Genomic DNA, 14,435 nt, shown 5'->3' with positions numbered 1-14,435 from the left:
TCAGGCGGAGAAACGGTTACATGCAGCAATCACTTCGGCCACTTCGCCCATACCCATGGTGGGCCCGATGGGCAAACTCACCACTTCTTGGTGAATTATTTCGGTCAATGGCAATGACAAGTTCTGATAATCGCGGTAAGCCTGTTGCTGGTGCGGTGGAATGGGGTAATGGATCAGCGTGTCAATGCCCGACGCCTTGAGGCGGGCTTGGAACGCGGCGCGTGCTTTGACGCGCACCACAAACAAATGGAACACGTGGTTTTGCAAGCTGGTCACCGTTGAGCTGGGGGCGATGGGCAAAGTCACCAGCGGGTTGGTGATGCCTTGGGCGTACGCCACGGCAATTTTCTGGCGTACCAAGGTGTCGGCGTCTAAGTATTGCAACTTCACTCGCAGAAGCGCGGCTTGCATTTCGTCCAAACGGCTGTTGAGGCCTTGGTAGAGGTTTTCGTATTTTTTGTGGCTGCCGTAGTTGCCCAGAGCACGCACGGTTAGGGCCAATTCGGCGTCATTGGTAGTCATGGCGCCAGCATCACCCAAGGCGCCCATATTTTTACCAGGGTAAAAGCTGAAACCAGAAGCATGGCCCCAGCTGCCCGCACGCTGGCCGTCCACCATGGCGCCGTGCGCTTGGGCCGAGTCCTCTAGCACCAAGAGGTCGTGCTCATCTGCCAAATCCATGATCGCCTTCATGGGAGCCAATTGCCCATACAAGTGCACCGCAACGATGGCCTTGGTTTTGGGCGTGATGGCTTGGCGCACCTTCTGGGGGCAAAGGTTGTAGCTGTGCTCGTCGGGCTCCACCAAAACGGGCTTGAGCCGGTTTTCAGTGATCGCCAAAACGCTGGCAATGTAGGTGTTGGCCGGAACAATGACCTCGTCACCCTCTTTGAGCTTACCCAGCTCTTTCCAAGCGCGCAGGGTTAACACTAGCGCGTCCAAGCCGTTGGCCATGCCCACGCAATGCTGGGTGCTGCAGTAGCTGGCAAATTCTTGCTCAAAGGCTTTGACCTCTTGGCCCAACACATACCAACCCGAGTCGATGACGCGGGTGGCCGCGTCGATCAGAGCTTGGCGATGTTGTTGGTTGATGACTTTTAAATCAAGAAACGGAATCATCAAGATACCTCACGATTTTCGCTGGATTGCCAACCACCACAGCTCGGGCTGGCACGTCTTTGGTAACCACTGAACCAGCACCTACCATGGCCTTTTCGCCAATCGTAATGCCCGGCAACAAAGTGGCATTGGCGCCGATGCTGGCACCGTTGTGAATGGTGATGCCGTTGAATTGCGTCGGATATTGTTTTGATCTAGGGTAGAGGTCGTTGGAAAAAGTGACGTTGGGACCGATAAAAACATCGTCGCTAATGACCGATTCGTCCCAAATTTGAACGCCAGACTTGACCGTAACCCGGTCACCAATCACCACATTACCTTCAATCAAAGTTTGAGCGCATATGTTGCAATCCGCCCCAATCTTGGCACCTTTAAGCACGACCACAAATTGCCAGACCCGGGTACCTTCTCCGATTTGACTTTCAGCCACATCGGCCAAGGGGTGAATAAAGCTCATGATTTCAAGGCCTGTTTGAAGTCGTCGTAACTGCGGATGTAGTCCGCTTCGTTGTAGTGCTCACTAGCCAGCACCAGCAACACACAGTCGGGACTGAAGTCGTGCATCTCTCGCCAAACAAGGTCTCCGATCAACAAACCCTTGGTGGGTGAGTCCAGCCAAACCTCCTCGCGTTGCCGCCCATCGTCGAGCACCATGCGGCACTTGCCCGTCACGCAGACAGCCACTTGCTCCAGGGCCCGGTGCGCATGAAAACCCCGCGAAACGCCAGATTGCGTGCCAAAGATGTAATACACCCGCTTGACATCAAAGGGCACGGTTTTGTGTGCTTCCAGTGCCACGAGCGAGCCTCGGTCATCGCCGAGGGGGGGGAACGAAACAGTTTTGATCAGGCTCATGCTTTGATCGGGTGCTCATTGCAACAGGTTCTGGTGATCCACATACCAACGCGTCGCCGATTGAATGCCTTCGGCAATGCGGTGAGTAGGTTCATAACCTAACAAGCGCTGAGCTTTGCTGGTGTCAGCCAGACTGTGGCGCACATCGCCCGCGCGGAAGTCGCGGTATTCAGGCTCGGTGCTAGCCGACACGCCAAAAGGCCCCAGGTTGTCACGCACCAAGGCAAACAGCTGTTTAAGGGTGGTACGGTCGCCCACGGCCATGTTGTAAACCTGGTTTCTGGCTTCGTCGCGGGAAGTCGCGGCAAGCAGGTTGGCTTGGATGGCGTTTTGAATGAACGAGAAGTCACGGCTGGTTTCGCCATCGCCGTTAATAAAGACCGTCTCGCCTTTAAGCAGCGAGGACACCCATTTGGGGATGACGGCGGCATAGGCCCCATTGGGGTTTTGACGAGGGCCAAACACATTGAAGTAGCGCAGGCCGATGGTGTGAAATCCGTAGCACTTTGAAAACACGTCGGCGTAGAGCTCGTTGACGTATTTGGTCACGGCATAGGGGCTCAGCGGTTTGCCGATGTTGTCTTCGACCTTGGGCAAAGCGGGGTGATCACCGTAGGTGCTACTGCTAGCGGCGTAGGTGAAACTTTTTACCTGCGCGTCGCGGGCGGCCACCAGCATGTTCAAGAAGCCGGTTATGTTGGCACTGTTGGTGGTGATGGGGTCAGCCAAGCTTCGGGGCACGCTGCCCAAGGCTGCTTGATGCAACACAAAGTCCACCCCTGCGCAAGCCAGTTGGCAGTCTTCCAGTTGGCGGATGTCGCCTTGAATGAACTGGAAGTTATCCCATTGCGCGGGTGTGACCAGGCTTTGCACTTCGTCCAGGTTATGTTGGTAGCCGGTGGCGAAATTGTCCAAGCCCACAACGCGCTGGTCCAGCTTGAGCAGGGCTTCCAGCAGGTTGCTGCCAATGAAACCGGCCACGCCCGTGACCAACCAGGTCTTAGGCGATGCTGGGAGTGCTTTTAAGACTTGTTCGTAAGGGGTCATGTTCATAGTCTTCCGTCAGCTGCGCCCATGGGTAAGATGCTTTTGACGTCGTACAGCACAGCGCCGGGTTGGCCAAAGGCTTTTATGCCCAGCTCACCCATGGCCAAGAATTGGCGGTGGCCCACAGCCAAGACGATGGCGGCGTATTGCCCTTGGGATGGGGCCTCGCTCAGGCAGGCCAGGCCGTATTCGTGCTGAGCCTCCGCCACGTCAATCCAAGGGTCGTACACGTCCACTTGGGTGTTGTAGCCGCGCAGGGCTTTGACGATGTCCACTACCTTGGTGTTGCGCACATCTGGACAGTTTTCTTTGAAGGTCAGGCCCAACACCAACACCTTGCTACCCAGCACGGGCTGGCCTTTGCGCAACATGAGTTTGATGGTCTCGTCGGCCACATGGCTGGCCATGCTGTCGTTGATGCGACGGCCCGCCAAAATCACTTCCGGGTGGTAGCCCACTTCTTGTGCCTTGTGGGTCAGGTAATAAGGGTCCACGCCGATGCAGTGCCCCCCCACCAAGCCGGGCCTGAAGGGCAAAAAGTTCCACTTGGTGCCTGCAGCTTGAAGCACTTCCAGAGTGTCGATGCCCAGCTTGTTGAAAATCAGGCTGAGTTCGTTCATGAGCGCAATGTTCACGTCGCGCTGGGTGTTTTCAATCACTTTGGCGGCTTCGGCCACCTTAATGCAGCTAGCTTTGTGCGTGCCTGCGGTAATGATCTGTTTGTAGAGCTGATCAACCTCTTCGGCAACTGCGAGCGTGCTGCCGCTGGTGACTTTTTTAATAGTGGGCAATCGGTGCTCTTTGTCGCCGGGGTTGATGCGTTCTGGGCTATAGCCGCAGAAAAAGTCCGCATTGAATTTCAGTCCGCTGAACTTTTCGAGTACGGGCACGCACACTTCTTCTGTAGCACCAGGGTAGACGGTAGATTCGTAAACGACAATATCGCCCACCTTGAGCGCCTTGCCCACGGCTTCGCTAGCTTTGACCAGCGGCGTAAGGTCCGGACGATTGGCTTGATCCACCGGTGTGGGCACGGTAAGAATGAAAATTTGGGCCTGCTGCAACTCTTGTAGATCGGCGCTATAGCTTAAGTGAACGGCACTTTTTAACTCTTCAGGAGTGCATTCGAGGGTATGGTCTTTACCCAATTGCAACTCGTTAACACGAGTTTGGTTGATATCAAAACCAATGGTGGCGCGCCGTTTACCAAACTCAACGGCAAGCGGCAAGCCAACATACCCCAGACCAACAATTGCTATTTTTTTCATCGCAGTAATTTTTAAGTTAGCTTTAGATTAATTTGCACGCATGCCCAAAGCCTGCTTTATTAAAGCCAGCTTGCTAGCCGACTCTGCATCTTGCACAGCTGAGGCCCATGCCTTACGAACAAACACAAACATAAGCAATGCAAAGCACGAGGTAAGCACAGCCGACAAAACAACCAAGTTAGGCTTTGACGAAACCTTACGCTGCGGCAAACTAGCCTGCTGCACATAAACCTCATCACCTCGCACAGCCAAGCTCTTTTTCAGCTCAACGTTTTCAAGCTCTTTCTTGGCCACTTCGGCAGTTAACGAAGCGTAATACTTCATTACCACTTCTAGCCCAGCATCGTTTTGGCCTGCTTTGCCAATTTGCTTTTGCAGCTGATCAATGGCGTCTGCCGAGCTGGCAATGATGCGTTCGTTTGACAGAATTTGCTGCTCAACTTGGTCTTTGTTTTTACCCTTGGGTAAGAGTTCTTTTAGCAAAGCATCCATAGCCGCCCTGCCTAGCTCTTGCGCGCGCTCTGGCGTGTTGGCTGCAGCCGTAATGGTGGCTAGGCCCGTTTTTTTATCCGACTTGCCCACCAGCTTTTTGGCTAGGTATTGGCGGGCATCGTCTTGAATGCCATCAAACTCCGGCAACAAGCCAAATTTTTCAATCAGCGGGTCAAGCACGGGGGCAGAGTTGATCAAGGCCAGCTCTTGCTCGGTCAACCGAACAATGGCCACAGACTCAAAGGTTTTGGGCCACAAAAAGCTCAAGGCGCCAGCCAGCACGCCAGCGATTAAGGGGCCAAATACCAACAGCTTCCACGACTCGGCCAAGGTGACCAAGATGTCTAGAAGGCTTATTTCGTCGTCGTGTTCAAAGGCTTGTTCTGTCATGCGGTTTCTTTTACTTGGGTGTTTGCTACTTTGCCAAAACGGCGCTCGCGGGTGGCGAACCAGTGCAGGGCTTTGCTTAGCTCGGCTTCGTTAAATTCGGGCCACAGGGCATCGGTGAAGTACAGCTCGGCATAGGCAGATTGCCATAGCAAAAAGTTGCTGATGCGTTGCTCGCCGCCCGTGCGGATGAGCAAGTCTGGGTCGGGCATGCCTGCGGTGCTGAGGTGCTGAGCCAACCGCTCTTGTGTGAGGTCTGCCACGTCTGCGCCGGGGTTGGCTGCTTGCCAGTTTTTAACGGCTTGCACCACGTCCCACTGGCCGCCATAGTTGGCAGCCACAGTGAGTGTGATGGCTTGGTTGTTTTGTGTGCTGGCTTCTGCGGCATGGATGCGGGTTTGCAGCTCAGCCGGAAAGCCCGCCACATCGCCAATGACCTTCAGGCGCACACCGGCGGCCGCCAAGGCGCCCATTTCTTTTTCAAGGTACTGCACAAACAGCCCCATGAGGGTAGACACCTCGTCAGCAGGGCGTTTCCAGTTTTCGGTGCTGAAGGCGAAAAGCGTGAGGTATTTGATGCCCTTTTCAGCGCAAGACTCAACCAACGCCTTGACGCCCGCTGCGCCTTTGGCATGACCTACGGTGCGGGGCATGTGGCGTTTTTGGGCCCAGCGACCATTGCCGTCCATGATGATGGCAATGTGTTGAGGGATGGTTAAAAAAGAATTAGCTGACACTGGCAAAGCTAGATAAATACAGGGCTGGGCACGCTACCGCCCTTTCGCTCAAGAGCAAAATTAGATTATCTGTCAAATACTCATCAAGATGGCATGCAATCCGCTGGATATGAGCCCTTTTTGCTTCGTTGCGATGAAATATATTTCCATATGTATATTTATATATTCACACGTAAGCTTTCGACGGCCATGCGCAATTTTTGAGGCTGGCCCAACAAGTCGACCAACACAAAGGCTCGGGTTTCGCCATCGTGCGCCATGTATTTACCCTCTAAGCCTTGCAACGGGCCATTGGCAATTTGCACGCTGTCGCCAGGGGCAAACATGTGCTCTAGCGCTTCGGGCGGGGCATCTTTTAAAAAGTTGATGAACTCTGGCGGCACTTTGGCGGGCTGTGGGCCAAAGCTGACCAGCTTGCTCACGCCCAGCGTGGAGCGAATGGGGCCCCAGTTTTGGGTGGTGTCGTCGAGCTGGATAAACAGGTAGCGGCTGAACATGGGCTCGGCCACGGTTTGCACGCGCTGGTTGCGCAGCTTTTGCACCTGCATCATGGGCAAGAAACAATCGAAGCCTTGGTTTTGTAAATTTTCTAGGGCGCGCGTTTCTTGGCGAGGCTTGGTGTGGACGACGTACCAAGCGGTGTGGGTTGTGTCTAGCGTTTCGCTGTTCATTGTTTAATAAGTCTAACTAAACTTCCTATGGTGTTTGGCCGCGCACAGCGTTAAAGTGCAGTTTTATGTTTTGTTTGAAAGCTTGCAAAGATGTCTACCAAAAACCCTTTTGATCCCGCAGCTATGTCTGACAACGTGAAAGAGCAAGCGCAGCAAATTTGGCTGGCTGGTTTGGGCGCGTTTGCCAAAGCGCAAGAGGACGGCACCAAAGCCTTTGAAAAACTGGTGAGCGACGGCATCACTATGCAGCGCAAGGTGCACAGCACGGCCGAAGAAAAACTGGCTGAGGCCACACAAAAAGCAACGCAGGCAGCGCACACTTTGAGCGAACGTGCGACAGGGCAATGGGGAAAGCTGGAAGGTATTTTTGAGGAACGTGTGGCCAAGGCGCTGCACAGCTTGGGGCTGCCAACTGCCGCCGAGATGGAGGCGCTGCACGCACGTGTGGCGGCGCTTGAGGCGCAGCTGGTTGGCAAACCTAAGGCAACAGCTAAAACCGCAGCAAAGCCTGCTGTAAAAACGGCCGCAAAGAAGGCGCCAGCTAAGAAAACCGTCAAGAAATAATTGGGTTCTGACCCCAATTAAGCACCATGGCAAAGAAAGCGCCACGCCGTACCGCCGAGCGGATTTTGGAGGTCACGCTCGAGCTGTTTAACCGCTTTGGCGAGCCCAATGTGTCGACCACATTGATTTCGTCAGAGCTCAACATCAGCCCAGGCAACCTGTACTACCACTACCCAGCCAAAGAAGAGCTGGTCACGGCGCTGTACAACCGATACGAGGCGGCGCTGGATGATTTGCTAGAGGCGGCACCCGGCGTGCATGACGTGGAAGACGCTTGGTTTTTCATGCACACGCTGTTTGAGCTGGTGTGGCAATACCGCTTTTTGTACCGCGATTTGAACGACTTGCTCAGCAAAAACCGCAAGCTTGAAACGCACATCAAAGATGCGCTGCTACACAAAACCACGGCGTTTCGCACCCTGCTAGATAGCCTAGAGCACGATGGTGCGCTGGCCATTACTGTGTCTGAGCGCGAAGCCACCGCCACGCACATGGTGGTGATGCTGACCTGGTGGCTGAGCTACGAATATGTGCGCGATCCGCGTCATGCGCTAGAGCCCGAAAGCGCACAGGCGTCGTTGCTGCGCGGGGCGAAGAGTGTGTTGAGTTTGCTGCTGCCTTATGCGACGGTAGAGCATAAAGAGCATTTGGGTGCGCTGCTGTCGGCTTACTGAGTCAATGCAACTCACACCGAGTGTGAGTTAAATAATTGGGTTCTGACCCCAATTGGTGCCAGAAAAAAGCCCGCTTGATGCGGGCTTTTTTTATCGCAACGAGGCTTCGACCAACTTGACCCAATAGGTGGCACCCAAAGGAATCAATGCATCGTTGAAGTCGTAGTTGGGGTTGTGCAGGGTGCATGGCCCTTCGCCATGCCCCATCTCGCGGTGCACGCCGTCGCCATTGCCAATGAAGCAATACGCGCCAGGTTTGGCTTGCAGCATGTACGAGAAGTCTTCTGCGCCCATGGTGGGCTCTTGGGCCATCACGTTGTCTGCGCCCACGATGTCAGCCATCACCTCGCGTGCAAAGTTAGCTTCGGCCGGATGGTTAATGGTGGGCGGGTAGTTGCGCTCAAACTCAAAGGTGCAGGTGGCACCAAAGGCGGCGCAGGTGTGGGTGGCGATGTCGCGCATGCGTTGTTCAATCATGTCCAGCACGTCGATGCTGAAGGTGCGCACCGTGCCTTGCAGCTCACAGTGGTCGGGCACGACGTTGGTGGCTTCTCCTGCGTTGATCATGGTGACTGAGATCACGCCTGCATCCACTGGTTTTTTGTTGCGGCTGATGATGGTTTGAAACGCTTGCACCATTTGGCAGGCGACCACCACGGGGTCAATGCCGTTGTGGGGCAGCGCCGCATGGCAGCCTTTGCCGTGGATGGTGATTTTGAATTCGTTGCTCGATGCCATCACAGGGCCAGCGCTAAGTGCAAACTGACCTTCTTTAAGGCCGGGCCAGTTGTGCATGCCGTAGACGGCTTGCATGGGAAATTTGTCAAACAAGCCGTCGCGCATCATTTCGCGGGCACCGCCGCCGCCTTCTTCGGCGGGTTGGAAGATGAAGTACACGGTGCCATCAAAGTCTCGGTGCTTGGACAGGTATTGCGCAGCCGCCAAGAGCATGGCCACGTGGCCGTCGTGGCCGCAGGCGTGCATCTTGCCAGCGTGTTGGCTGGCGTGGGCGAATTGGTTGAACTCTTGCATGGGCAAGGCGTCCATGTCGGCGCGCAGGCCAATGGCTCGATCACTCGTGCCGCATTTCAAGATGCCCACCACGCCGGTTTTGCCCATGCCGCGGTGGATGGGGATGCCCCACTCGGTCAGCTTTTGCGCCACCAAATCGGCGGTGCGAATTTCTTCAAAACACAGCTCGGGGTGGGCGTGAATGTCGCGGCGAATGGCCGCGATGGAGGAAGCTTGCTTGGTGAGTGAATCAAGGACTTTCATGGCCTTGAGTCTAGCCGCTGCCCCAGTCCTCTGTCATGAAGGGCTATCCCGCAAAGTGCGGCTTAGTACAAACCACGCGACGGCCACACAGGTGTGGGGTGGTCCAAGCGGTGTTTGGCAATTTCTAACAAGCCGTCAAAGATGAGCGAGTCGACCAACTCAAACTGCACCGACATGCTGGGGGCCATCTTCCAGCCTGCGCCACCGGTCATGTAGCACGCGGGGTCAGCGCCGCAGTGTTGGCGCACGTGTTGCACCATGCGCTCGACAGCGCCGGCAATGGCGTAGGTGCCGCCGCTGGTAAGCGCATCACTGGTGTTGGTGGGGAACTCGCACACCTCGCCTGTGGGCACGCGCAGTCCTGCGGTGCCCGACTCGAGCGCGCGCAGCATGATGCCGTGGCCGGGCAGGATGAGGCCACCCAAAAACTTGCCTGTTGCATCGATGGCTTCTACCGTGACGGCTGTGCCCACCATGACCACCACCATCGGTTTGGGCGCACCGCCGTTGACTTGCTGCAGCATGCGCGCATGCGCACCAATCATGGCAACCCAACGGTCTGCGCCCAGGCGTGTGGGGTGGTCGTAGCCGTTGGTCATGCCCGCTTCAGCAGCAGACGACACGGCCCAGTGGGGGGTGATGTCCCACAGCTCCATTTGTTCTTCGACGCGGCGGCGAATGGCTTCGCCCGCCACGATGCAGCCCAGCATGTGCGTGGGTTCGGGCAACGCGCGCCAGTCTTCGTCGGCCAAGCGGTCGATGTTTTCTAAAAACACTGCGCCGTGGCCCAGCAGCGTGGCGCCGGGTGCGGGGCTGTCGTACAGGCCCCACTTGAGGCGTGTGTTGCCCACATCGAGTGCAAGGAATGTCATAGGTGTTTGAATTAGTTTTGGCGCCATGGCAAGCCGCGCATGCGCCAGCCGCCTTGGGTGCCACGGTGGCCGTCTGCGTTGGCATCGCCCTCGAAACCTTCGAGGATGTTGTAGGCCTCCAGGCCCAGCTCGGTCGCACGTTGGGCGGCAGCGATGGAACGCACACCGCTGCGACACAGGAGTGCAATTTTTTTGCCGTTGGCGGCAGCGCGCACGGCGTCGTCAAACGCGGGGTTCATGGCCATGCCCGGCCATTTTTTCCAAGGCACAGACACAGCGCCCGGTACAAAGCCGACCCATGCGAGCTCGGCCTCGGTGCGCACATCAATCATCACGGCTGCGCCAGACTGCATCCATTCGTTGGCAGTTTCAGGGGTGATGTCGCCTGCGTAGCCCAGCTGGTTGTTGCTCATATTTATAAAGCGAAAGAAGTTGGTTCTCAGTATAGAAGCGCCTCGTCCCCAAGGAGACAAATTGGGGGCTTTTCATGCATGGCTCCGGGGAAAACCCTTGTCAATAAAAGTGAAGTGCGGATAAGAATCGCCATTCCCTTTCATGTCTTTGACAAAAAACTAGGAGACTTCCCCATGACCGATACCAAAAAGACAACTGCGCGCCGTAACGTACTGAAAGGCGCCGCTGTTGCCGCAGGTGCCGTTTCAGCACCGATGATCGCCAAGGCCCAATCTGGCCCGATCAGCATGCGTTGGCAAAGCACTTGGCCCGCCAAGGACATCTTCCACGAGTACGCCCTCGACTACGCGAAGAAGGTCAACGACATGACGGGTGGCGATTTGAAGATCGAAGTGCTGCCCGCAGGTTCTGTGGTGCCAGCGTTTGGTTTGCTCGAAGCTGTGTCTAAAGGCACCTTGGATGGCGGTCACGGCGTGTTGGGCTACCACTACGGCAAGCAAAACGCATTGGCCTTGTGGAACTCTGGCCCCGCCTTCGGCATGGATGCCAACATGGTTTTGGCCTGGCACAAATACGGCGGCGGCGCTGAGCTGTTGGCCAAGTTGTATGCCTCTATCGGCGGCAACGTGCAATCGTTCTTGTATGGCCCGATGGCCACACAACCTCTGGGTTGGTTCAAAAAGCCAATCACCAAGACGTCTGACTTCAAGGGCTTGAAGTTCCGCACCAACGGTTTGGCCATTGACTTGTTTACCACCATGGGCGCTGCTGTGAACGCCTTGCCAGGCGGCGAGATCGTGCCCGCGATGGACCGCGGTTTGCTGGACGGTGCCGAGTTCAACAACGCCACTTCTGACCGCATCTTGGGTTTCCCCGATGTGTCTAAGGTGTGCATGTTGCAAAGCTTCCACCAAAGCGCTGAGACCTTCGAGATCATGTTCAACAAGACCAAGTACGACTCGTTGCCGGCCAAGATGAAGGCGGTGATTGCCGGTGCAACCGAAGCGGCGTCTGCTGACATGTCTTGGAAGGCCGTGGACCGTTACTCTAAAGACTACGTTGAGTTGCAAACCAAAGACAAGGTCAAGTTCTACAAAACGCCTGACTCTGTGCTGCAAGACCAATTGAAAATTTGGTCTGAAATCTTGGAGAAAAAGTCTGCCGAGAACCCCATGTTCAAAGAGATCGTGGCATCACAAAAAGCTTTCGCACAGCGCGCTGTGAAGTGGGAGCAAGACACCGTGATCAACCGTCGCATGGCGGTGAACCACTTCTTCGGTGCCAAGAAGGCGTAAGCCAAGCGACTGAGATAGGTTGACTTATGGGACTGAATTCTGTGCGTCACAGAACTTCAGTCCCTTTACTTTTAAGAACGATATGAACACACTGAAACTGCTACACACCGCAGACAACATCAGCACATGGGTGGGCAAAGCCTTCGCATGGCTGATCGTTGTGTTGATGGTGATGGTGATGGGCGAGGTTTTCAAGCGTTACGCCTTGAACGCCCCCACAGCTTGGATTTTTGAAGCCAGCAACATGCTGTATGGCACTGCCTTCATGATGTGCGGTGCTTACACACTGAGCCAAGACGGCCATGTGCGTGGCGACTTTTTTTATGGCAGCGCCAAGCCTCGCACACAAGCATCGCTTGACTTTGTGCTGTACATCTTGTTCTTCATTCCTGGCGTGATTGCCTTGACATGGGCGGGTTGGACGTATGCCGGCGATGCCATCACCATTCGCGAAATGACGAACAGCGCTGACGCGATTCCTTTGTACCCCTTCAAGGCTGTCATTCCACTCACAGGCTTCATTGTCTTGATGCAAGGTTTGGCTGAAATCATCCGTTGCGTGGTGTGCCTGAAGACAGGTGAATGGCCCGCACGCTTGAAAGACGCCAACGAAATTGACGTGGTCGAGCAGCAGTTGTCTGCCAGTATTTATGTCAGCGAAGAAGATAAACGTGACGCGATTGAACGCGCACACCATATTGACGAAGAGGCCCATCAGCGCGGTGGCCACGCGATGGGAGAACACAAATGAGCGATCCAGCACTCGGACTGACCATGCTCTGCCTGATCATCGTGGTGATCATGATGGGCTTTCCCACAGCGTTCACGCTGATGGGCTTGGGCATGGCCTTTGGCTTCACGGCCTTTTACGACCCCAGCCAACCTTGGCTAGACAACCGCGTTTTTAACCTGATGGTGCAACGCACCTATGGCGCGATGACCAACGACACCCTGCTGTCCATTCCGCTGTTTGTGCTGATGGGCTATGTGATGGAACGGGGAGCGTTGGTGGACAAAATGTTCCACAGCGTTCAGTTAGCCTTCCGTCGCTTACCCGGCTCTTTGGCTGTGGCCACCTTGGTGATTTGCACCTTCTGGGGCATTGCCAGCGGCTTGGTGGGTGCCGTGGTGGTGCTGATGGGCGTGATTGCCATGCGCCCCATGTTGAACGCAGGCTATGACACACGCTTGGCAGCAGGCGTGATCACGGCTGGCGGCACCTTGGGTATTTTGATTCCACCCTCGGTGATGATCATTGTGTACGCCGCTGTTGCTGGCCAGTCTGTGGTGAAGCTTTATGCGGCCGCCATGTTCCCCGGATTCTTCTTGGCCTTCTTGTATTTGATTTACGTCATCGGCTGGGTGTTGATTGACCCATCGATTGCACCTAAGCTGCCTGAAGACCAAACCAAAGCGCCGGTATCGCCTTGGCTAGAAAAACTCGGCGAGCAATACTCCAAACGCATGCTGCCCGCCTTGGCAAAGGCAGTCGTCATGCCTAGCCGTGCGCTACAAATCACCACGTCAGACGTGCGCGTGACGTGGGGCCTGTTGGCACGCAGCTTCAGCATGGCCTTGGCTCCTGTGTTCATCGTTTTGGCCATGTTGGCAACGTCTTGGTGGTATGTGGTGATTTATTCGCAAGCCACCGCCAACGCGCAAGCTGGCACTGAAATCGTTCAGATGAGCACCGACATCGTGGCCGAGAAAACCACACCAACCGCAGAGCCAGAAGGCTTGCAAGAAATGGGTGGCGACACGGTGGCAGATGCCCCCGAAGCCAATAACGACGCCATGTCTTTGGGCGATGAGGTGGTTGAGGCCGACCGGGTGATCGAAGTGCCTGATGGCTTTTACACAGGTTTCTGGGGCACGGCCCTGGTGCTGTTTGGCTTGCTGGCTTGGTACTACAAGGGCTTTGATGCAGAGCAGTTTGAGATCCTGAGCATGTTGGTCAAGTCGGTGATGCCGCTGGGCATCCTGACGGCAGTGGTCTTGGGCGTGATTTTGTTAGGGCTGGCCACGGCCACTGAATCTGCCGCTGTGGGCGCCACAGGCGCGTTCATCATGGCCTGGTGGTCAGGCTCGCTGAACTTCGACAAAACCAAACAAGCGGTGTTCTTGACGGCCAAAACCACCTCCATGGTGTGCTGGTTGTTTGTGGGCTCAGCGCTGTTCTCTGCGGTGTTTGCCGTCTTGGGCGGCCAACGTTTGGTGGAAGAGTGGGTCATGGCGATGGACTTGACACCGCTGCAGTTCATGCTGCTCTCGCAAGCCGTCATCTTTGTGCTGGGCTGGCCACTGGAGTGGACCGAGATCATTGTGATTTTTGTGCCCATCTTCTTGCCACTGCTCACCCACTTCCAGATTGACCCGATCTTGTGGGGCGTCTTGGTGTTTGTGAACTTGCAAGCGGCCTTCTTGTCACCCCCCGTGGCGATGTCGGCCTTCTATCTGAAAGGGGTGTCACCGCCGCATGTGACCATCAATCAGATTTTTGCGGGCATGATGCCTTACATGTTCATCGTGATCATCTGCATGGTTTTGATGTACATCTGGCCGGGGCTCACCCTCTGGTTGCCTGATTACTTGTACGGTCCTAAATAAGCCGCACACGCGTTTCAGACAAAGCCGCAGCGCCTTTTGGCCCTGCGGCTTTTTTATTAGGGCAAATCCTCCCCACAAAATCTGCCAAATCGCTATGATTGACGTTTACGTAAACGTAAACTCTGTCTTCTCGTTTTTATCTTCCGTCTTCCGGAGCA

At 55.4% G+C, this 14,435-nt stretch carries 16 protein-coding genes; 5 read left to right on the top strand and 11 right to left on the bottom strand.

The genetic code is table 11. From position 1 onward, the window contains the following. The 8 genes from B9Z44_RS08585 to rfaH form a co-directional block, all read right to left on the bottom strand. Positions 1-1,119, bottom strand: coding sequence for a DegT/DnrJ/EryC1/StrS family aminotransferase (locus tag B9Z44_RS08585; RefSeq protein ID WP_108402182.1), 1,119 nt, complete (start codon positions 1,117-1,119; stop codon positions 1-3). Next, positions 1,103-1,576 (bottom strand): acyltransferase, encoded by a 474-nt coding sequence (locus B9Z44_RS15410; protein WP_108402181.1) that lies wholly within the window; start codon positions 1,574-1,576, stop codon positions 1,103-1,105. The genes B9Z44_RS08585 and B9Z44_RS15410 overlap by 17 nt, the downstream gene beginning before the upstream one ends. Next, positions 1,573-1,974: a sugar 3,4-ketoisomerase gene (locus B9Z44_RS08575; RefSeq protein WP_108402180.1), complete on the bottom strand. Its 402-nt coding sequence runs from the start codon at positions 1,972-1,974 to the stop codon at positions 1,573-1,575. The genes B9Z44_RS15410 and B9Z44_RS08575 overlap by 4 nt, the downstream gene beginning before the upstream one ends. A 15-nt stretch (positions 1,975-1,989) precedes the next feature. Continuing rightward, positions 1,990-3,021, bottom strand: coding sequence for an NAD-dependent epimerase/dehydratase family protein (locus tag B9Z44_RS08570; RefSeq protein ID WP_108402863.1), 1,032 nt, complete (start codon positions 3,019-3,021; stop codon positions 1,990-1,992). 2 nt (positions 3,022-3,023) lie between these two features. Further along, positions 3,024-4,289, bottom strand: coding sequence for a Vi polysaccharide biosynthesis UDP-N-acetylglucosamine C-6 dehydrogenase TviB (gene tviB / locus B9Z44_RS08565; protein ID WP_108402179.1), 1,266 nt, complete (start codon positions 4,287-4,289; stop codon positions 3,024-3,026). Positions 4,290-4,316: 27 nt separating this feature from the next. Then, positions 4,317-5,171, bottom strand: coding sequence for a Wzz/FepE/Etk N-terminal domain-containing protein (locus B9Z44_RS08560; protein ID WP_108402178.1), 855 nt, complete (start codon positions 5,169-5,171; stop codon positions 4,317-4,319). After that, complete coding sequence (locus B9Z44_RS08555; protein WP_211308695.1) at positions 5,168-5,911, bottom strand: undecaprenyl pyrophosphate synthase; 744 nt, start codon at positions 5,909-5,911, stop codon at positions 5,168-5,170. The genes B9Z44_RS08560 and B9Z44_RS08555 overlap by 4 nt, the downstream gene beginning before the upstream one ends. A 152-nt stretch (positions 5,912-6,063) precedes the next feature. Next, entirely contained in the window at positions 6,064-6,576 is a 513-nt protein-coding gene (rfaH, locus tag B9Z44_RS08550) for a transcription/translation regulatory transformer protein RfaH (RefSeq protein ID WP_108402177.1), read from the bottom strand. Between the two features lie 90 nt (positions 6,577-6,666). Between rfaH and B9Z44_RS08545 the strand changes: the two genes are divergently transcribed. Both B9Z44_RS08545 and B9Z44_RS08540 read left to right on the top strand, forming a co-directional pair. Then, entirely contained in the window at positions 6,667-7,140 is a 474-nt protein-coding gene (locus B9Z44_RS08545; RefSeq protein WP_108402176.1) for a phasin family protein, read from the top strand. A gap of 26 nt (positions 7,141-7,166) precedes the next feature. Next, entirely contained in the window at positions 7,167-7,814 is a 648-nt protein-coding gene (locus B9Z44_RS08540; protein WP_108360205.1) for a TetR/AcrR family transcriptional regulator, read from the top strand. Between the two features lie 90 nt (positions 7,815-7,904). On the opposite strand, the gene B9Z44_RS08535 is transcribed toward B9Z44_RS08540, so the two are convergent. The 3 genes from B9Z44_RS08535 to B9Z44_RS08525 form a co-directional block, all read right to left on the bottom strand. Further along, positions 7,905-9,089 (bottom strand): M20 aminoacylase family protein, encoded by a 1,185-nt coding sequence (locus B9Z44_RS08535; RefSeq protein ID WP_108402175.1) that lies wholly within the window; start codon positions 9,087-9,089, stop codon positions 7,905-7,907. Positions 9,090-9,151: 62 nt separating this feature from the next. Next, entirely contained in the window at positions 9,152-9,961 is an 810-nt protein-coding gene (locus tag B9Z44_RS08530; protein ID WP_108402174.1) for a type III pantothenate kinase, read from the bottom strand. An 11-nt stretch (positions 9,962-9,972) separates the two neighbouring features. Then, positions 9,973-10,374, bottom strand: a complete 402-nt coding sequence (locus B9Z44_RS08525) for a rhodanese-like domain-containing protein (protein ID WP_108402173.1) — start codon at positions 10,372-10,374, stop codon at positions 9,973-9,975. Positions 10,375-10,548: 174 nt separating this feature from the next. Between B9Z44_RS08525 and B9Z44_RS08520 the strand changes: the two genes are divergently transcribed. From B9Z44_RS08520 to B9Z44_RS08510, 3 genes are all read left to right on the top strand, one after another. After that, positions 10,549-11,670 carry a TRAP transporter substrate-binding protein gene (locus B9Z44_RS08520; RefSeq protein ID WP_108402172.1) on the top strand — a complete coding sequence of 374 codons (1,122 nt, stop codon included), beginning with the start codon at positions 10,549-10,551 and terminating at the stop codon, positions 11,668-11,670. An 82-nt stretch (positions 11,671-11,752) separates the two neighbouring features. Further along, complete coding sequence (locus tag B9Z44_RS08515; protein ID WP_108402171.1) at positions 11,753-12,421, top strand: TRAP transporter small permease subunit; 669 nt, start codon at positions 11,753-11,755, stop codon at positions 12,419-12,421. Next, positions 12,418-14,277: a TRAP transporter large permease gene (locus tag B9Z44_RS08510; protein ID WP_108402170.1), complete on the top strand. Its 1,860-nt coding sequence runs from the start codon at positions 12,418-12,420 to the stop codon at positions 14,275-14,277. The genes B9Z44_RS08515 and B9Z44_RS08510 overlap by 4 nt, the downstream gene beginning before the upstream one ends. The last annotated feature ends 158 nt before the right edge of the window (positions 14,278-14,435 follow it).

The organism is Limnohabitans curvus, assembly GCF_003063475.1.
Taxonomy (GTDB): Bacteria; Pseudomonadota; Gammaproteobacteria; order Burkholderiales; family Burkholderiaceae_C; genus Limnohabitans; species Limnohabitans curvus.
The sequence above is the reverse complement of the archived record's forward strand: the minus strand, read 5'-3'. Positions and strand labels throughout refer to the sequence as shown.